The organism is Corynebacterium wankanglinii (assembly GCF_013601005.1).
GTDB lineage: Bacteria > Actinomycetota > Actinomycetes > Mycobacteriales > Mycobacteriaceae > Corynebacterium > Corynebacterium wankanglinii.
This window is the reverse complement of sequence record NZ_JABFED010000008.1, coordinates 88928-108205: the sequence shown is the minus strand read 5'-3', so window position 1 is coordinate 108205 and position 19278 is coordinate 88928. Positions and strand designations below refer to the sequence as shown.

Here is a 19278-nt window from a genome sequence, read left to right as displayed (position 1 = left end):
AGATCCGCCGCCGCTTCTACAAGAAAGGCACCGACTTCGCCGAAGTCACCCCCGAGCACGTCGCCTGGGTGCAAGACGAACTCAACGACACACCCCGACAAGTCCTCGGCGGAGCAACCCCACGTGAGATACTCCAGCAAATATTCAAACGTGGCGCATTAACCGCTTGATCCCGCCCCGGGGCTTCACCATTTGCCTTTCACCATTTGTGCCCCCGGCAACGAAAAACTCCCGGGCACCAAACGGTGACCGGGAGAGCGTTTTTTCAACCGGGCTTACTTGCCCTCGGGTTTCACAGCGGGGAATTCGCCGGTCTTGTACATTTCCTCGTACGACTCCCAGTGGATGTTTTCTCCCGGGGTGTCGGGAGCGCCAGTGTAGGAATCAGACTCTGGGTCGAGCGCTGGTACCGACTTGATGTCGAAGTCGCTGGAGGAGTCGGTGTGCATGTCAGCGGCGACCTCCTCCTGCACGGACTGCCACAGGTCCTGGCCGCCCACATGGGAGTCCGAGGTCAGCTCGTCCACCTCGGCGCGCTCGGCGCCGGTGAGGTTGTCAGATTCCGGGTTCAGCTGTGTCTCGGCCAGCTCCGCCAGGCGCTCACGGCGGCTGGTCTCATCCTGGATGTTCTTGCGGTCGCGGAACCAGGCGACACCCATGACCACACCGAGTACGAGGCCCAGGTAGCCCAGAACCGGGTAGACCCAGCCGACTAGGTCGGCGAAGCCGATGAAGGACAGGGCGAAGCCGATGAGCACCACGATGCCGTAGTACGGGCGGAACTTCTTCGGGTTGTCATGGCTCAGGCGGCGGCCCAGGGCGTAGAAGAGGCCGACGGCCGTGTTGTAAATCATCAGGTAGATCACGATGGACACGAACACGCCGACAGTGGGGTGCATGTTGTCGAACACCTTGAGCAGCGGCAGGTCCGCGCCCATGACGTTTTCCATGTTCATGAACAGGACGAACGTCAGGATGAGCAGCAGGACGGCGAACATGATGCCGCCGAGCAGGCCGCCCTTGCCGGCTTGTGCCGGGTTCATGTGGGAGCCGGCGAAGACGAGCATCATGGAGGTGTCCATGATCATCACCAGCGTGGCGTAGTTCAATGCCGTGATCAGCCAGTTGCCAAAGGTGCCGGAGGCGTGAGGATTGGTCTGGGCAATCTCGTTGATCTGCCCGATGTTGTCCGGCATGTTCGTCAGCGTGATCACGAATGCTCCGAGCAGGCACACGATCAGCAGCGGCGTGATGAAGGAGATCACGCTGGTCAGCTTGTCCACGTCGAGAAGCCCCGACAGCAAAAGCAGCACGACCATGATGGCGGAGCCGGCCCATGTGGGCAGGCCGAATTGCTGGTTCAGGTTCGCGCCGGCGCCGGCGACCATAACGAAGCCGATGCAAAACAGCGTGAACATGGTGGTGATGTCCATGTATTTGGCAATCCACGGACGTGACACGCTTTTAAATACGGCACTATGGTCGTCGGCCAGGTAGTAGGAGCCCAGCTGGTAGACCCAGCCACTGAACACGGCGATGCTGATGCCTGCGACGGCCGCACCGACGATGCCCCAGTAGCCGAAGGACAGGAAGTACTGGATCACCTCCTGGCCGGAGGCGAAACCCGCGCCGACGGTAAGGCCCACCAGCGCAAGGGCAACTTTGAACGTTTTACCCATAATGATCCTCAATGAAAGTAACAGTAAAAAGAGCGGAACCGACGGTAACAGCATTACTGAGCCATTGCTAACCGACGTCCACAGGTTCCCGCCGCCAACACCGCAGCGCACGGGGCTGCGTTTGCTGCTCGAACGGCGCGTTACCAAGGAATAGGCAGCGATCTCGCATACATTGTTGGACATGGCTAACAACCCACGCGACCTCACGCCCAAAGAACAAAACGACCTGTCCAACTTGGACACCCCGGATGTTCCTGAGTACTCCGGCGGCACCACTGCTGCCTCTGAGGGTCTCTACACGCGGACCGGCAAAGCGGCGCCGACGGAGATCTTCCCGAGCGGCGAGCAGCAGTCCGGCCCGTTAATCCCCGAGTCGCCGGCGCCGGCCACGACCGCGTTCGAGACAGCTTCTGTGGAACGAGAGCCGGTATACGTGCCCCCGGCCGAGCAAAGCGCGGTGACGGAGAGCGTAGAGCCCACCTACACCGAGTCCGCAGAGCCGGTCGTGGTGGAGGAGGAGACCCGCCGTGGCACCACCGACTTCGGACTGTTCCTGCTGCGGCTGGCGCTGGGGGCGTTTCTCATCATCGATTCGGTGGGAACCTTCTTCCGCCTCGGCGGCAACGAAGGCATCTCCGGGCTCGAGACGGCTTACGCCAACTACCCGTACGGCAACGGCCTCGCCGTAGTAGTGCCCACGCTCGAACTCGCGGCCGGCGTCTTCCTCGTCCTAGGTCTGCTCACACCGGTCGCGGCGCTGGTGGCAATCGCGGTGACCGGATTCATGGCGCTCGACGCCTTCAACGCGCAGTCGGACGGGTTCAACGTGTTCGCCTGGACTCCGGAGACCTGGGTTCCAGTGATGTTGCTCGCCGCATCACTTGCGGTGCAGTTCACCGGACCGGGCCGCTACGGCATCGACGCCTCCCGCGGCTGGGCCAAGCGCCCGCTGGCCTCCAGCTGGGTCGGCGCGCTGGTCGGGCTTGCGGCCGCCGGGCTGATCTGGTGGTTCGGCACTGAGATCAACCCATTCGCGTAATTTAATCCACCTTGCGCACCGCGCCCTTGTCGGCGCTGGTGGCCATGGAGGCGTACGCACGCAGAGCCTTCGACACCTCGCGGACACGATTCGGCGTCCAGGGGCTGTCGGAGGCTTCCATTGTTTCGCGGCGGGCGCGAAGCTCGTCGTCAGGCACGTCCAGCTTGAGTTCGCGGTTGGACACGGAGATGGAGACGGTGTCGCCGTTTTCGATCAAACCGATCAGCCCGCCGGCCGCAGCCTCGGGGGAGATGTGGCCGATGGATAGCCCGGAGGTGCCGCCCGAGAAGCGACCGTCCGTGATCAGCGCGCACTTCTTGCCCAGGCCTGCGCCTTTCAGAAACGACGTCGGGTGCAACATCTCCTGCATCCCTGGCCCGCCCGCTGGGCCTTCGTAGCGGATCACCACGACCTCGCCCTCGAGGACCTCGCGGTTGAGGATCATGCTTACCGCCTGCTCCTGCGAATCCACCACGCGCGCGGGGCCGGAGAACTCCCACAGCCCTTCTTCTACACCCGCGGTCTTCAAGATCGCCCCGTCGGGCGCGAGGTTGCCGCGCAGCACAACCAGGCCGCCATCGGACGTAAACGGGTGCTCGACGTCGTGGATGACGCCGTTGCGCGCGTCAGTGTCCAGCTCGGACCAGCGTGCACTCTGGGAGAATGCCTTCGTGGTGCGCTCGCCGCCGGGGGCCGCGTGGTAGAGCTCGAGCGCCTCATCGGTGGCGGAACCGCCACGGATGTCCCAGTCGGCGAGCCATTCGCTGAGCGACGGGTACGCGATGGAGTGCACATCGTCATGCAAAAGGCCGGCGCGGTTGAGCTCGCCCAGGATGGCGGGGATGCCGCCGGCGCGGTGGACGTCTTCGACGTGCGCCTCGCCGTTCGGGGCGACCTTGGACAGGCACGGGATCTGGTGGGAAAGCTCGTCGATGTCGGACAGGTCGAAGTCGATGTCGCCTTCCTGCGCCGCGGCGAGGATGTGCAGGATGGTGTTGGTGGAGCCGCCCATCGCCATGTCCAGCGCCATCGCGTTGCGGAACGCGTGGACGTTTGCCACGTTGCGCGGCAGGACCGACTCGTCGCCCTGGCCGTAGTAGCGCTCGCACAGCTCCATGACCGTGCGGCCGGCCTTCTCAAACAGCTCCCGGCGCGCGGTGTGGGTGGCCAGGGTGGTGCCGTTGCCGGGCAGGGAAAGCCCCAGCGCCTCGGTGAGGCAGTTCATGGAGTTCGCGGTGAACATGCCCGAGCAGGAGCCGCAAGTGGGGCAGGCGTTGTTCGCGATGTCGTCCAACTCGGCGTCGCTGACGTCGTCGTTTGCAGACAGCGCGATGGCGTCGATGAGGTCGGACTTTGGCTTAGTCACCCCGCCGACGGAGAACGCCTTGCCGGCCTCCATCGGACCGCCGGAGACGAACACGGCCGGGATGTTTAGGCGCATCGCGGCGTTGAGCATGCCAGGGGTGATCTTGTCGCAGTTGGAGATGCACACCATCGCGTCCACGGTGTGGGCGTTGACCATGTACTCCACCGAGTCGGTGATGATCTCGCGGGAGGGCAGCGAGTACAACATGCCGGCGTGGCCCATGGCGATGCCGTCATCGACGGCGATGGTGTTGAACTCTTTCGGCACCCCGCCGGCCGCGCGCACGGCCTCGGCAACGATGTCGCCGACTTCCTTGAGGTGCACGTGGCCGGGCACGAACTGGGTGTAGGAGTTCACGATGGCCACAATGGGCTTGCCAAACTCGTTTTCGCCTGTGCCGGTGGCGCGCCACAGGGCGCGGGCGCCAGCGGCCTGACGGCCGACGGTGGTGACTCGTGAGCGAAGCGGGATCACGGTATTACTCCTTTGTTTCGGGTGCTGCCTCGGTTACGGCGGGGCGCGGGCCGGGCAGGTCTGGGTGCTCGGCGACGTAAGCGTCATACTCTTCTCGGTTGAGCAAAACTTTGTGCCCGCCCCTGTCGATGATCTCGAACTTGCCGTCCGCCGCCTCCTGGGCTGACGTAATTACATCGGTGATGCGCCCGTTCGAAGCCTCCGCGAGGTCGGGCAAAGAATTAAAGGTCACGCCGGGCAGTGGATGTTTCGCGCCACCGGTGGTGACAGCGGAGACGGAGGAGCCCTGAAACGCCAGGCCTTCCAGGTCCTGCCACGGCAGGGTGACATTCTTCCGGAAGAGGTACTTCGCGGTGATGCCGCGCTCGCTCACAGTGGTGGAGGAGGCCAGTACCCATGCCAGCCAGAGTGCTGGGAAGATGAGCAGCCACGCCAGGTACTTGGGCGCCCAGAGGATGCCCATGAGCGCGATACCGGTTGCAATCACGATGGCGAGGATGTGTTCTCGCGTCGGTCTGAAAACGTGCGGGGTGTGCTCCGGCGTGTCAGTCATAGTTGGGGATGGTAGTCACCTTTGGGACGTCGATAAGCAATAGCCCGCAATTTAAATATCTGAATAAAAACCTGCGCACGGTACGGGTGCGCGCTAGTCTTTTTCACGTGATCAACGAGCGACTTGTAATTATCGTATCCCGACGGCGCTTGCCGTAGCGGGTGCGTTTTACTACGCCGCTCACAGACCAAGCGCCCTCGAGAGCACGACGCTCGTCGGGGGCTTTTGTTGTATGAGATCGCGACGCAGAGAAGATTGCAGAGAACAATTGAGCGAGCAAGGAGCCTTCAACCGTGGCAGCTTCAGAAAAACGAAAGCCCGAACGCATGACAGGCGCGGATGCCGTCGTTCGCAGTCTTGAGGAGCTGGGCACCGAGATTGTGTTCGGCCTGCCCGGTGGTGCGGTGCTCCCGCTGTATGACGCGCTGTTTCGCGCCGAGAAACTCCGCCACGTGCTCGTGCGTCACGAGCAGGGGGCGGGCCATGCCGCGGAGGGCTACGCGGTGGCGTCCGGCAAGGTCGGCGTCTGTATCGCCACCTCCGGTCCTGGCGCGACGAACCTGGTCACGCCAATCGCGGACGCGTACCTCGACTCCGTGCCGATGGTTGCGATCACCGGCCAGGTCGGCTCGCCGCTGCTGGGCACCGACGCGTTCCAGGAGGCGGATATCCGCGGCATCACCATGCCGATTACTAAGCACAACGTCATGGTGACTAAGGCGGAAGATATACCGCGAGCTATCGCTTCGGCTTTCCACATCGCTTCTACTGGACGCCCGGGTCCGGTGCTGGTGGATATTCCAAAAGATGTGCAAAACGCTGAGATAGAGTTCAACTGGCCGCCGAAGGTGGATTTGCCTGGGTACAAGCCGAACACGAAGCCCCACAACCGTCAGATCGCACAAGCGGCGAAGATGATTTCTAAGGCGGAGCGCCCAGTGCTCTACATCGGTGGCGGTGTGGTGAAGGCGAACGCGCACAAGCAACTTGCAGAATTCGTGGAAGCAACGGGCGTCCCGGTGGTGACCACGCTGATGGCGCTCGGTGCCTTCCCTCAGTCGCACCCGCTGTACTTGGGCATGCCCGGTATGCACGGCACGGTTCCGGCCGTCGGCGCGTTCCAGGAATCCGACCTGCTCATCGCAATCGGCGCGCGTTTCGACGACCGCGTGACCGGCGACACCGATACGTTCGCACCCCACGCGAAGATCATCCACGCGGACATCGACCCGGCGGAGGTGGGCAAGATCCGCGCGGTTGACGTCCCCATTGTCGGCGATGCAAAACGGGTGCTTTCCGAACTCACGGACCACTTTGCCGGGAAGGGGGCCGAGAAAGGCGCCGAGAAGGGGAAGGTCAAGGCGCCGAGCATCGACCCGTGGATTGCGCGCCTGCAGGACCTCAAGGAGCGCTTCCCGCGCGGCTACGAGCCGCACACCGACGGCACGCTGGCTCCGCAGTTTGTGTTGGAGACGCTGTCAAAGGTTGCCGGGCCTGAGACGATTTACGTCTCCGGCGTGGGCCAGCACCAGATGTGGTCCGCCCAGTTCATCGACTACGAGGAGCCCCGGCACTGGATCAACTCCGGCGGCGCGGGCACGATGGGCTTTTCCATCCCCGCGGCAATGGGCGCGAAGGCGGCCATGCCGGATGCGGAAGTGTGGGCCATTGACGGCGACGGCTGTTTCCAAATGACCAATCAGGAGATCACTACCGCCGCACTCGAGGGCTTCCCCATCAAGGTGGCGCTGATCAACAACGGCAACCTGGGCATGGTGCGCCAATGGCAGACCCTGTTCTACGAGGGCAACTACTCCCACACCAAGCTTGGCGGCGAGGTGTACGTGCCTGATTTTGTGAAGCTCTCGGAGGCGTTGGGTGCGGTGTCCTTCCGGGTCACGTCTGCTGACGACGTCGAAACGGCCATCCAGCGCGCCCGGGAGATCAACGACCGCCCCGTCGTGGTCGAGTTCGTGGTCGGCGAGGACGCGCAGGTATGGCCGATGATCGCGGCCGGCACCTCCAACTCCGACATCGAGTATGCGCGCGGCATGCGGCCGTTCTTCGGCGAGGAGGAGTCCGCGGCTGAAACACCCGAGGCAATCAACGAGACCATCGCATCGCTCGAGCAGGAGGAGAACTAAGCATGGCCCAGCAAGAACCCATCACCCGCCACACGCTGTCGGTGCTTGTTGACGATGTCGACGGCATTATCACCCGTGTCACCGCGCTATTCACCCGTCGCGGCTACAACTTGGTCTCGCTGGTTTCGGCCAAGACGGCGACAGACGGCATAAACCGGCTGACCGTCGTTGTCGACGCCACGGAGCACGCCGTTGAGCAGATCACCAAACAGCTCTACAAGCTCATCCAGGTGCACAAGGTGCTCGAGCTTGACGACGGCACGTCGGTCGGCCGCCAGCTGCTCTTGGTGAAGGTAACGGCAGATAACCTCACCCGCCCCCAAGTGGTGGATGCGGCGAATCTCTTCCGCGCCCGAGTGATTGACGTCGGGGTGGATTCCGTGATCATCGAGGCCACCGGTAACTCCGCCAAATTGAAGGCGTTTCTCGAGGTGATGGAAACCTTCGGCATCCGAGAACTCGCACGGTCGGGTTCGGTGGCGCTCTCGCGCGGATCCAAGACGATGGCGAAGGCCGACTGAATTCTCAACCCCCGTAGGCGGTTGTGTCATAATGTGAAATGACCGTCTCATAAATTGAAGGAAGTGACGTACACATGGCAATCGACGTGCTCTATGACAACGACGCAGACCTGTCCCTGATCCAGGGCAAGAAGGTCGCCATCATCGGCTACGGCTCCCAGGGCCACGCCCACGCGCAGAATCTGCGCGAATCCGGTGTCGAGGTCGTCGTGGGCCTGCGTGATGGCTCCAAGTCCGCGGAGAAGGCGCGCGAGGCTGGCTTTGAGGTCAAGACCAACGCGGATGCCGCCGAGTGGGCCGACGTGATCATGCTGCTCGCGCCGGACACCTCCCAGGCGCAGATCTTCACCGAAGACATCGAGCCGAACCTGAAGGACGGCGACGCGCTGTTCTTCGGCCACGGCCTGAACATCCACTTCGGCCTGATCAAGCCGGCCGACAACATCACCGTCGCCATGGTTGCGCCGAAGGGGCCGGGGCACCTGGTCCGCCGTACCTTCGCAGACGGCAAGGGCGTGCCCTGCCTCATCGCGGTGGAACAGGACCCGCAGGGCAACGGACGCGACCTCGCTCTGTCATACGCGGCCGCTATCGGCGGCGCCCGCGCCGGAGTCATCCCCACCACCTTCGAAGCGGAGACGGTGACTGACCTCTTCGGCGAGCAGGCAGTGCTCTGCGGCGGCCTGGAGTACCTGATCATGAACGGCTTCGAGGTGCTCGTTGAGGCGGGCTACGAGCCGGAGATGGCCTACTTCGAGTGCCTGCACGAAATGAAGCTGATCGTCGACCTGATCTACGAAGGCGGCATCGCCAACATGAACTACTCGGTGTCCGACACTGCGGAGTTCGGTGGCTACCTCTCCGGCCCGCGCGTCATCGACGAAGGCGCGAAGGACCGCATGCGTGAGATCCTCAAGGACATCCAAGACGGGACGTTCACCAAGCGCCTCGTCGCTAACGTCGAGGGTGGCAACAAGGAGCTCGAGGGCCTGCGCGACAAGGTGGCGCAGCACCCGATTGAGAAGACCGGTGCCCAGCTGCGGGACATGATGAGCTGGGTGAAGGCGCCACTCAACGATACCGCGCGCTAGAGCTATCAGCGACGACGCAAACGCGGCAGGGCTCCATCAGCCCTGCCGCGTTCTTCGTTCTTGCGCCCAGCGCTTGTCGTCGAGCTAGCCTTCAAACCCTCGCGGAGGCAAAGCAAAAACCCCGCGTCCCCTGACCGGGGATGCGGGGTGCACTCTCTGCGGTGAGAGAAGCGGCTAGTTGGTCGCCGGAGCCTCGGACGGTGCGAGGGTCTCGGTCACCTCGTCGACGATCTCGGTCTGGGTAACCGTGTCGTCAGCGGCGTTGTCGCCGGTTGCCGCAGCGGACTCGGAGGTGGCGGCGGACTCGGTAGCGCCGTTGTCAACGGTGGTGGTCTCGGAGACGACCTCGGTTGCGGCGGTGGTGGTGGAGGTAACGGTCGTGCCCTCGTCGTCGTTGCCGGAGAACAGGAGCCACAGCAGCCACAGCAGCAGCAGTGCTACGAAGATGCCCAGCAGCCACTTCCACCAGCCGCCACCGTTGTTCTCCTCGGTCACGGCAGTGGAGCCGGCGGTGCTACGTGCCGGGGTAGCGGTCGTGCGCTCGGTGGTGGTGCGCTCAACACGGACATCCTTGGACGGATCAACGTTGGCGTCCTTAACGTCCTTGGTGCCACGAAGGTCGTTGACCTTGTCCTTGCCCAAGTTCTTCGCGTCCTCGATCTTGCCCTCGCCAAAGTCCTTGGGGTTGCGGTTCGGGTCATTCGGGTTGGTCATTGTAAATTCCTTTCGTGCTAACACAAGTGCTGGCATACCGTTCGCGTGGATCGCGTGGACGTGCCAGCATCCTCCGTGAACGACCGCCCACTCTAACAAATATTCGCACCGCATTCTGGTACCCGTGTGGCTCGCGTCGATCCCGTCGCATCATTTTCCCAGCGCCTTAGGGGCGCAGGTGCAGCGCCGTAACGATTTTCAGTTAGTTGTCAATAAGGAATCGGGCGGATACCGTTGGTCGTCGGTAAGCATTGTGAAAGGAACCAGGATGCAAAGCATTGTGAAAGGAACCAGGATGCACGACCACGCGCACGAGCACCATCACCATGAGCACGGGGGGCGCGAACCGGCGCCGCGCCGCGCGTTGATGATCGCGCTCGCCATTACAGGGGTCGTTTTCGTGGCGGAGGTCGCCGGCGGCCTTATCTCCGGCTCGATGGCGCTGCTTGCGGATGCGATGCACATGCTTTCGGATGCCGCAGGGTTGATCATCTCCCTGGTGGCCGTCGTTGTCGGGCAGCGGGCTGCGTCGGCGACGGCGACGTTCGGCCACCGTCGTGTGGAGGTGCTCGCCGCGCTCATCAACGCGGTGGCTGTGCTGAGTATTTCGGTCTGGATTGTGGTGGAAGCCGTACGCAGGGTGCGCGACCCCCAGCCGGTGGAGACAGGGCCGATGATGGTGATCGCCGCCATCGGCCTAGTGGCCAACGCCGCCTCGGCATGGGTGCTCGCGCGCCACCGGGAGGGATCCATCAACGTGCAGGGCGCGTACCTGCACGTGCTGGTGGACATGTTCGGTTCCGTTGCGGTCCTGGCAGCAGGTGCAGTGATTGCGGTGACAGGGGTTGCAGCTGCCGACGTTGTTGCGTCCCTGCTTATCGCTGCACTTGTGTTGCCGCGGGCGTGGCAGCTCATGGTCGGTTCGGCCCGCGTGATGCTGGAGCAGGTTCCGGAGGGGTTCGACGTTGAGGTGGTGGAGCGGACGCTGGGCGAGGTCGACGGTGCGGTAGATACCCATGATCTTCACCTCTGGTCGCTTGATGGAGTGAGCGTGCTGGCCACCGTCCACGTGGTTGCCGCATCTGGCGTAGACCGCGACCAGCTTCTAGATAGGGTCCAGCAGGCGCTGGCTGGCCTGGGGGTGGAGCACGCCACTGTGCAGATCGAGCGGCCCGAGCACATCTCCCACGAGAAGGTGTGCTGAAACTGATCTACCCTTGGGCCCATGGGTTTCACCACGCCAAGTTACTCGCTCAAGGATCTGTTCTCCCGCGCAGAGAAAGGGGAGTTGCAGCTGCCCGATTTTCAGCGGGAGTACCTATGGGACGTCGATAGGATACGCACTCTGGTCACTTCGGTGCTGCGCGGCTACCCGGTGGGAGCGTTGCTGGCGCTGGACACTCGCAACACGCAGCAGCGGTTTAAGCCGCGCCCGCTCGAAGGGGTGGAGGCGTCAGGCGTTTCCCCGGGGCTGCTGTTGCTGGACGGCCAGCAGCGGTTGACCTCGCTCTACCAGGCATTCACGCACAGCGGCGAGGTGCGCACCGTCGATTATTTGGGAAGGCCTATCCGGCGCCGCTTCCTCGTGGACGTGCGTGCCGCAGTGGCGGCGGAAACCATGCCGGTGGAGGCGCTATTCGCCGTTGATGACAGTGGCCGCGTCCGCTCCCACTTCGGGCCGAGCGTGGATGAGCCACTCGACACACGTGAAGCGTATATCCGCCACGGCGTGATTCCGGTGAGCATGCTGTTGTGGAAATGCGGCAACGAACTACTCGTGGATATGGCGGCGCACGCGCAGGATGACACGCTGCGGGATGCGGTGAAGCGGTTTATCAACCAGGTCATGCGGGGGCTTCCGGCGTACGACGTGCCGGTGATCCGCGTCGACCGCGATACCACGCAGGCCGGCGTGGGCCAGATCTTCGCTTTCGCCAACTCTGCGGGTGTGCAGATGGACGTCTTCGAGCTCCTTACCGCGGTCTACGCGGCCGAAGACCCGGGCTTTGCGCTCGCCGATGATTGGGGCGGTATCGAGGCGCAGCTGAGGGCTCACCCGGTGCTGGACAGCGTGGGCCGCGTGGAGTTCTTGCGCGCGCTGTCACTGCTGCTGACAAGTCGTCAGGGCCCGGCGCTGGGCCACCGCGGCGACATCTTGAACATCACTCTCGAGGAGTATCAGGCGCATGGCCCTGAAATGGCGGCAGGGTTTCTCGCCGCCGCCGAGTTCCTGGAACAGCGGCGCGTCGTTGCCGCCGACCAAGTGCCATATCCCGCACAGTTGATCCCCCTCGCCGTCATCCTTGCGCGCTTGGCGGAGCAGCCGGACGCGCTAGCGGCGGACGGCGCAGCCGACCGCCTGAACCGCTGGTTCTGGTGCGGCGTTTTCGGCGAGCTCTACGGTGCGCACGCGCCGACGATCCGGATCGGGCTGGACGTCACGGAGGTCACCCCGTGGGTCCGGGGAGACACCCAGGATCTGCCGCGCACCGTCGCAGACGCCCGGTTCCACGAATCGCGCCTGCGCAGCGCGGGGCCAAGTAGCGGCGTTTACCGCGGTTTGTACTCGCTGCTGATGGCGCGGGGAGCGCGCGACTGGCGCACCGCAGAGCCGTTTACTGCAGACACGGTCGCTGAGTTGCAGCCGAGGTTCCGCCAGGTGTTCCCACGGCAATTCTTGGCCATGACTGGAGCTTTGGATGCGGACCCGGAACTGGCCGACTCGGTATTAAACCGGACGCCAATGGGTCGACGCACCGATGTGGTGATAGAGCACAATGAGCCAAAGCGCTACCTTCCACGCCTGCAGTCCAAATCGCTTTTGGAGGACGACGAATTTGATGCTGTGCTCGCCGGCCATGAGATGAACCCGGAGCTGCTGCTGGCATCCGACTGGGAGGGATTCGTTGCAGACAGACGCGAGCGCTTCGTCGGCATGATCGAGTACGCGATGGACCGGCAGGCGGTTCGCGACTGGGACCGAAGCGAGGCCGAGTGCGACGAGCGATAGTTACCGCAGTCGCCGTCGCCGTAACTGCCGTGCTCGCGGGATGCGCGCCGGAGGCGCAGCTCAGCCCCCTCGAGAGGGCGAAGAGCGTCAACCAGTCCAAACATGTCGCGCAGCTGTTCGCCGACAGGCCGGAGGTGGTGGACGATGTTCTCGGTATCAAAACCACGCGGCTGTTCTTCCCCGCGTCGGAGACGCTGGTGCTCAGCGACGCCACGGTTGAGGCCCAGTTGCGCGCCGCCTCGATCGCTGTGGCAACCAACGCCCCGATGATGGTTTACGACCCCGGCCGGCACGCGGAATACGCGCGCATGATAGCGGACATGCACACTGTCACCGTGCTCACAGTTGGGGACGTCTCTATCGCTCCTTCATCAGGCGCGGTTCGCGTGCGCAGGGACCCAGGGGGGTTGCGTGCGCTCGAGGAAATGACGGCGCTGCGCTTCGTGGAACGCACTGTGGACGAGCCGGGGGATGCAGTGCGCGAGGTCGCATCGTTGGACCAGCGCGAGCCCACGTGGATTCGAGCCGCGTGGGCGGATCCGGTGGTGCTGCCAGCCGCAAAACCCGAGCCGCTTCCCATCCAGTCTCGGCGCGACGCCAACATGGCCCCGCGCGTTGTGGCCACCTGGGAATCATCGATCCCTTCAGTGGCAAATGCGCGCAGCTACGGCGCGACCGTCTCAGTGGTTCCGCTGCCGGACCCACGAAAAAGTGAAGAGACGCTCTTCGCCATGGCTGGCCTGTCAGATCTGCCGCTCGTGGCGTTGGGGAGCCAGTTCGGCACGTCCGAAGTACTTGCGCACCGCATCCGGCAGGCGGAAGCTGCCTATTAACACGCTAAAATAAGCCCTGGCTTATTGTTTCATGCAGAAGGAGATCCAGTGCCACCACGCACACCGATTGTGCTGATCGCCGACCCGCTCGCGTCGGAGGCCGAGCAAGCACTGGGATCTGGGGTAGAGATCCGCCGAGTCGCCGGGCCTCGTCGCTCCGACTTGCTCAGGGCGGTACGCGATGCCGACGCGCTCATTGTCCGCTCGGCCACCACAGTCGACCGGGAGGTTCTTGATGCCGCCGCGCACCTGAAAGTCATCGGTCGCGCCGGGGTCGGTATTGACAACATCGACGTCGAGGCCGCCGCCGAGCGGGGAATTGTCGTGGCGAACACTCCTACCGCGAACATCCACTCCGCCTGCGAACACGCCATTGCCCTCCTGCTAGCGGCCGCCCGCACCATTCCGGCGGCAAATGCCTGCGTGCATGAGGGGAGCTGGGAGCGCTCCCGGTTTCACGGTACGGAGATCTACGGCAAAACCGTTGGCGTTGTCGGTTTCGGCCGAGTAGGCCAGCTTTTCGCTGAGCGCATGAGCGCCTTTGGCACCCGCATTCTCGCATACGACCCGTACCCGGACCAGGCGGCCGTCGACCGTCTCGACGTCGAGCTGGCGGATCTTGACGCGCTGGTGGCTCGGGCGGATTTCGTTTCCATCCACGTGCCGAAAACCGCCGAGACGCACGAGCTTTTCGACGAGCGACTGCTTCGCTCAGCCAAGCCGGGGCAGATCCTGATCAATACCTCCCGCGGTGGGGTGGTGGATGAGCGCGCTCTCGCCGCCGTATTGCGCGAGGGGCCGATTTCTGCCGCCGGGATTGATGTCTTTGAGCAGGAGCCGCCCCACGAATCACCCTTGTTTGGGCTGGACAACGCTGTGCTCACCCCGCACCTGGGCGCGCAGACCCGGGAGGCGCAGGCGCGGGCCGGTGTGGATGTGGCCCGTGCGGTGCTGAGCGCGCTTACCGGAGAGCCGGTCCCGGGCGCCGTAAACAGGTGATACCCTGGATCTGTTTTCTACGATGTGAGAAAAGGATTCCAGATTATGAAAATTGCAGTGCTTGCGGGCGACGGTATCGGCCAAGAAATAATGGCGGAAGGGCTGAAGGTGCTCAACGCAGTTCGCAACGACGTGGAAACCACGGAGTTCGACCTCGGCGCACGCCGCTACCTGCGCAATGGGGAGCTTCTCACCGACGCGGACCTGGATGCGCTCAAGGAGCACGACGCGATCTTGCTCGGTGCCATCGGCGATCCGGAGCGGGTGCCGGCGGGCGTGCTGGAGCGTGGTTTACTGCTGCCCCTCCGGTTCAAACTGGACCACTACGTCAACCTGCGGCCGTCGCGCCTCTACCCGTCCTCGGTCAGCCCCCTGGCGAACCCGGGCGACATCGACTTTGTGGTGGTGCGCGAGGGCACCGAAGGCCTGTACGCCGGTAACGGCGGCACCCTGCGGCAAGGCACCGAGCACGAGGTGGCCTGCGAAGTTTCCCAGAACACCTATCACGGGGTGGAGCGCGTGGTGCGCTACGCCTTCGAGCTGGCTATGACGCGCCGGCAGAAGCTCACCCTCGTGCACAAGACGAACGTGCTGGTCAACGCCGGCGGGTTGTGGCAGCGCGTCGTCGACGAAATCAGTCCTGAATTCCCCGAGGTCGAAGTGGACTACAACCACATCGATGCCGCCACCATTTACATGGTGCAAGACCCTGGCCGTTACGACGTCATCGTCACAGACAACCTCTTCGGCGATATCCTCACCGACCTCGCCGGTGCCGTCGCCGGCGGCGTGGGCCAGGCGTGCTCCGGCAACATCAACGCCGCGAAAGCGTTTCCGTCGATGTTCGAGCCGGTGCACGGATCCGCCCCGGATATCGCGGGTCAGGGCATCGCGGACCCCACTGCAATGATCTTGTCGGTGGCGATGATGCTGCGTTTCCTCGGCGACGACGACAACGCCTCACGCATCGAGGACGCTGTCGAACGCGACGTTGCAACGCGTGGCGATGCCAAGGTGCGAACCGCCGAAGTGGGTGACCGGATCGCAGCTGCGCTGAAGTAGGGTTGATCGCATGTATGTGACCCGCACGATTCCCGCCGTACTCGCAGCAACCGCGCTGGTGCTCACCAGCTGCAGCAGCACTGAAGAGGGGAATACCGGGTCACGGCCCGGCGAAAAGGCGGTCCTGCAAACACATGGCGACGAGGTGATCCAGGACGCAGACGGCACTGGGGTCGAGGTGTCGCGCCGACTGTTTGACGCGGCCGACACCGTTGTCGTCGCCGCCAAGGAGCGCGATCAGCAGCTGAAAGCGGCGGCCATCGCCGTCAAACTTGGCGCTCCAATGCTGACGCGTCTCGACGGCGCCGATGCCGCCGTCGATGCGGAGATTGCGCGACTCGGCGCGACCCATGTGATTACCGTGCCTGGCGACGACGGCGAGGTCGCTGCCACCGACGCGGTTGACTCAAACGCACCGGCGGAGGATGCGGCCGCGATCGCGGCCTTGGAACCCCAACACCCGTCGGAGCTCGCAATGCCTCCGGTCTTTGCTACTGCCGTGTCGTCCCGCGCTTCGGTGGCCACAGCACGCGCTGCCGGGGCAGAGGTGGAGGTCCTCCCCGCAGCGGACCCGCGCGCAACGGCGGAGAGCATGCGCACGGTCACCGATCAGGACACCCTGGCGCTTGGGCGCCAGTGGGGCTCGAACGACAACTTCCAAGCACGTGCCGCGTTAGCAGGAAACGGCGAGCTGCCCGGCGGCGGCGGGTTGGTATTCCCGGGACGCCGCATGGTGGCGCTCTACGGGCACCCGTACGGGCCGGACTTGGGTGTGATGGGCGAGCAGGATCCAGCCGCCTCCGTCGAGATGGCGAAGCGCTTCGCTGCCGATTACCAGCCGTTCAGCGATCAGCCCGTTATTCCGGCCTTCGAAATCATCGCTTCTGTCGCGTCGGAATTCCCGGGTGACGACGGCAATTATTCAAATGAGACGCCGATGGAGGACCTTGTGCCCTACGTCGACGCGATTGTGGACGCGGGTGGTTACGCCGTTATCGACCTTCAGCCCGGTCAGGGCAGCTTCCTCGAGCAAGCGAAGTTGTATCAGGACCTGCTCACCCGTCCAAACGTCGGGCTGGCGCTAGACGCCGAGTGGAAGCTCAACCCCGGCGAGGCGCCGCTGTCCCGGATCGGCAGCGCCACGGCTGCCGAGATCAACGAGGTAGCCGACTGGCTCGCTCAACTTGTCCGGGAAAGGAATCTCCCCCAGAAGGCGCTGGTTATCCACCAGTTCAACGTCGCCATGTTCCCCGATCGGGAAAATATCGTCACCGGTCAACCGGAGCTGGCGTGGATCCTGCACGCCGACGGACATGGGGTGCCTGAGCAAAAGTTCGAGACTTGGGATGTGCTGCGTCAGGGGTTGGACCCGAACTTCTATATGGCGTGGAAGAACTTCTTCGACGAGGACTTTCCCACATTCACCCCGGAGCAGACGTACCGGGACGTCCACCCGACCCCCTGGTTTGTGAGCTACCAGTAGAAAGTGCCGCGAGCATGCGGTCGGTCACGCTTGGCTCGCTCCATGAGTGTGGAGCTAGATGAGGTCTACGGTTTCCCGCGGCGAAGTAGCGCAAGCTTATCCACGGCGCACTGCTCGCCGTGGATGTTGAAACTACGGGACTCAAGCCCGAACGTGCCCAGCTTGTGTCGGTTGGCTGGGTCCCGGTCGATGGCCGGGTCATCGATCTCGCCGGTGCCCAATACTTCGTTCTGCGGGGGGACACGAGTGGGGGAGTCCGCCACGCAGATGTGCGGGGTTCGAGATGCGCCGAGCTCTATCTCGCGCTAACGGTACAATAGCGGTCGCGGGATAACGCCACTTGTGCCGCCGGGTTGTATGCTCGGTCACATGCGTTTTGGACGAATTGCAACACCCGAAGGCATGACCTTCGCCGTCATTGACGATCAAGGGGCAACGGCGAAGGCCATTGCCGGAACTCCGTTCACGGACCCGGAATACACCGGAAAAGAGTATTCCTTGCAGGATGTGCGCCTCCTCGCGCCAACGCTGCCTTCAAAGGTAGTTGCTGTCGGCCGCAACTACGCCGATCACGTAGCAGAGGTGTTCAAGCAGTCCGCCGAGCACCTTCCGCCCACCATCTTCATCAAACCCTCCACCGCAGTGGTCGGACCAGGTGCCCCAATTAAGATCCCGGAGTACGCAACCCGGGTCGAGTTCGAAGGCGAGCTTGCTCTCGTTGTCGGCGTGCCGTGCAAGAACGTCAAGGCTGCAGACTGGAAATCGGTCATCCGCGGCGTCACCATCATCAACGACGTGTCCTCGCGCGACCTGCAGTTCGCCGACGGGCAGTGGGCACGGGCGAAAGGTATTGACACGTTCGGACCCATTGGCCCGTGGATTGAGACGGACCTGGAGAAGTTCGACTTTTCCAACCTGCCCATTAAGGCCCACCACACTCACGACGGGGTGACGGAGACGAAGCAGGACTCCAACTCCAACCAGATGATCAAATCCGTCGGCGAGATGGTCGAGTGGGTATCGGAGTCGTTCACGTTGCTGCCGGGCGACGTGATTGCCACCGGCTCGCCTGCAGGAACCGCGGAAATGGTTCCCGGAGACTACATCGAGGTGGAAATTCCCGGCATCGGCAAACTGGGCAATCCAGTCGAGCGCGCCTAGCTTGCGTGCTGTAGGCCGAGCGCGCGCATGATGGTGCGCAGCTTGGCCGTCGTTTCGTCGAGCTCGGCTTGGGGGTCCGAGTCTGCGGTCAAGCCCCCGCCCGCCCAAGCACGGGCCTTCGTGCCGTCGCCATTGACCTCGGCGCAGCGGATGGCCACCATGTATTCGCCGTCCCCCAGAGCGTCGGTGTAGCCCACGGCACCGGCATAAAAGCCGCGGTCCGATTCTGCGGTGGTGATCAGCGCCTCCGCCGCTGCCTGCGGGGTACCGCAAACAGCGGGTGTGGGATACAGGCTGAGGGCAAGGTCTAAGGCGCTCGGCGCGGGAGCTTTCAGCACACCCTCGATAGGGGTTGCTAAGTGCCACATCTCGCTGGTCTTCTCAAGTTTTGGTCGATCCGGAATATGTAATTCGCTGCAGAGCGGGCGCAATACCCTGCGGATGTGATCGACCACGAATCGGTGCTCGTCGAGATCTTTGGCCGAGGAGTACAGCGCCTCAGCCGCGGCGGTATCTGCTGCATGGTCATCGGGAACTCGTGCCGCAGAGCCGGCCAAGGGGAAGGACCAGACGCGGTTGCCGCGCCGGCGTACGAGGACTTCCGGAGACGACCCAACGAGGAAATGGCCGACTCGTCCGGAAGGGGTGAGGTCTGCGATGAAGCCGTCGTGCGTGAAGGAGAGGTCTATCAGCCGTGCCGCGACCAGACGCGGATCAACCGGGGGGTCGAAGGCGATGTCCACTGCGCGGGCGAGCACGACCTTATCCAACGCCGAACTTTGGATGGTTGAAATCGCGGCTTCGACTCTGCGGTAGTGCTCCTCCGGGGACGGGTCGACGTCGATAAGCATTGCGTTGAGCGTGGAGCCCGGGCCGATCCGGTAGTACGGGTGCGGTTCCAGAGGGCCCGGCTCGCGGATAATGTGCTCAGGCACCGTCAAGGCGGCAGCGCAGTCCTGATCGAAGGGGAGAGCGCCAACAACCATTTCCACTTCGCCCCGGGCGACCGCGTCCGCGGCCTCCCACGCGTCGTCGAACGTGCGCAATGATCCTTGTGTGCGCACGGAGCCGTCGCCGCGCGAGAGCAGGAAGTCGGGTGCGCTTTCGGGTCTGGAGGTGGGCATGTGGCGTAACTTTATCGCCCCATCG

At 63.7% G+C, this 19278-nt stretch carries 15 protein-coding genes and 3 pseudogenes; 13 read left to right on the top strand and 5 right to left on the bottom strand.

Going from position 1 to position 19278, the window contains the following annotated elements:
* Positions 1–170 (top strand): annotated as a pseudogene (locus HMA55_RS10350) (IS30 family transposase); the annotation flags it as partial.
* 105 nt (positions 171–275) lie between these two features.
* Here HMA55_RS10350 and HMA55_RS10345 read toward each other — a convergent pair.
* Positions 276–1679: a YkvI family membrane protein gene (locus HMA55_RS10345; protein ID WP_181192968.1), complete on the bottom strand. Its 1404-nt coding sequence runs from the start codon at positions 1677–1679 to the stop codon at positions 276–278.
* A 181-nt stretch (positions 1680–1860) separates the two neighbouring features.
* Here HMA55_RS10345 and HMA55_RS10340 point away from each other — a divergent pair, with 181 nt between their 5' ends.
* Positions 1861–2718, top strand: coding sequence for a DoxX family protein (locus tag HMA55_RS10340; protein ID WP_181192967.1), 858 nt, complete (start codon positions 1861–1863; stop codon positions 2716–2718).
* Between the two features lies 1 nt (position 2719).
* On the opposite strand, the gene ilvD is transcribed toward HMA55_RS10340, so the two are convergent.
* Together ilvD and HMA55_RS10330 are read right to left on the bottom strand one after the other, a co-directional pair.
* Complete coding sequence (ilvD, locus tag HMA55_RS10335; RefSeq protein WP_181192966.1) at positions 2720–4558, bottom strand: dihydroxy-acid dehydratase; 1839 nt, start codon at positions 4556–4558, stop codon at positions 2720–2722.
* A 4-nt stretch (positions 4559–4562) separates the two neighbouring features.
* On the bottom strand, positions 4563–5111 hold the full coding sequence (locus HMA55_RS10330; RefSeq protein ID WP_181192965.1) for a PH domain-containing protein: 549 nt from the start codon (positions 5109–5111) through the stop codon (positions 4563–4565).
* Between the two features lie 326 nt (positions 5112–5437).
* On the opposite strand from HMA55_RS10330, the gene HMA55_RS10325 reads away from it, so the two are divergent.
* From HMA55_RS10325 to ilvC, 3 genes are all read left to right on the top strand, one after another.
* Complete coding sequence (locus HMA55_RS10325) at positions 5438–7255, top strand: acetolactate synthase large subunit (protein WP_219910532.1); 1818 nt, start codon at positions 5438–5440, stop codon at positions 7253–7255.
* Positions 7256–7257: 2 nt separating this feature from the next.
* Positions 7258–7776, top strand: a complete 519-nt coding sequence (ilvN, locus tag HMA55_RS10320) for an acetolactate synthase small subunit (RefSeq protein ID WP_181192963.1) — start codon at positions 7258–7260, stop codon at positions 7774–7776.
* 74 nt (positions 7777–7850) lie between these two features.
* Positions 7851–8867, top strand: a complete 1017-nt coding sequence (gene ilvC, locus HMA55_RS10315) for a ketol-acid reductoisomerase (RefSeq protein WP_181192962.1) — start codon at positions 7851–7853, stop codon at positions 8865–8867.
* 174 nt (positions 8868–9041) lie between these two features.
* Here ilvC and HMA55_RS10310 read toward each other — a convergent pair whose 3' ends face one another.
* Positions 9042–9581 carry a hypothetical protein gene (locus HMA55_RS10310; protein ID WP_181192961.1) on the bottom strand — a complete coding sequence of 180 codons (540 nt, stop codon included), beginning with the start codon at positions 9579–9581 and terminating at the stop codon, positions 9042–9044.
* Between the two features lie 295 nt (positions 9582–9876).
* On the opposite strand from HMA55_RS10310, the gene HMA55_RS10305 reads away from it, so the two are divergent.
* From HMA55_RS10305 to HMA55_RS10270, 8 genes and pseudogenes are all read left to right on the top strand, one after another.
* Complete coding sequence (locus HMA55_RS10305; protein ID WP_181192960.1) at positions 9877–10785, top strand: cation diffusion facilitator family transporter; 909 nt, start codon at positions 9877–9879, stop codon at positions 10783–10785.
* Positions 10786–10806: 21 nt separating this feature from the next.
* Complete coding sequence (locus HMA55_RS10300; protein WP_181192959.1) at positions 10807–12591, top strand: DUF262 domain-containing protein; 1785 nt, start codon at positions 10807–10809, stop codon at positions 12589–12591.
* Positions 12576–13424: a hypothetical protein gene (locus HMA55_RS10295; RefSeq protein ID WP_181192958.1), complete on the top strand. Its 849-nt coding sequence runs from the start codon at positions 12576–12578 to the stop codon at positions 13422–13424. Before HMA55_RS10300 ends, HMA55_RS10295 begins: the two co-directional genes overlap by 16 nt.
* A gap of 48 nt (positions 13425–13472) precedes the next feature.
* Positions 13473–14417: pseudogene (locus tag HMA55_RS10290) on the top strand (hydroxyacid dehydrogenase); the annotation flags it as partial.
* Positions 14418–14468: 51 nt separating this feature from the next.
* On the top strand, positions 14469–15485 hold the full coding sequence (locus tag HMA55_RS10285; RefSeq protein ID WP_181192956.1) for a 3-isopropylmalate dehydrogenase: 1017 nt from the start codon (positions 14469–14471) through the stop codon (positions 15483–15485).
* A gap of 10 nt (positions 15486–15495) precedes the next feature.
* Positions 15496–16968 (top strand): cell wall-binding repeat-containing protein, encoded by a 1473-nt coding sequence (locus tag HMA55_RS10280; protein WP_181192955.1) that lies wholly within the window; start codon positions 15496–15498, stop codon positions 16966–16968.
* Positions 16969–17066: 98 nt separating this feature from the next.
* A pseudogene (locus tag HMA55_RS11360) lies at positions 17067–17207 on the top strand (3'-5' exonuclease); the annotation flags it as partial.
* 130 nt (positions 17208–17337) lie between these two features.
* The gene (locus tag HMA55_RS10270; protein ID WP_181192953.1) at positions 17338–18129 is read left to right on the top strand and encodes a fumarylacetoacetate hydrolase family protein; all 792 of its coding nucleotides are present in this window, start codon (positions 17338–17340) and stop codon (positions 18127–18129) included.
* Here HMA55_RS10270 and HMA55_RS10265 read toward each other — a convergent pair.
* Positions 18126–19253 (bottom strand): isochorismate synthase, encoded by a 1128-nt coding sequence (locus tag HMA55_RS10265; protein ID WP_181192952.1) that lies wholly within the window; start codon positions 19251–19253, stop codon positions 18126–18128. The two genes, HMA55_RS10270 and HMA55_RS10265, sit on opposite strands and share 4 nt — an antisense overlap.
* Positions 19254–19278: the final 25 nt, after the last annotated feature.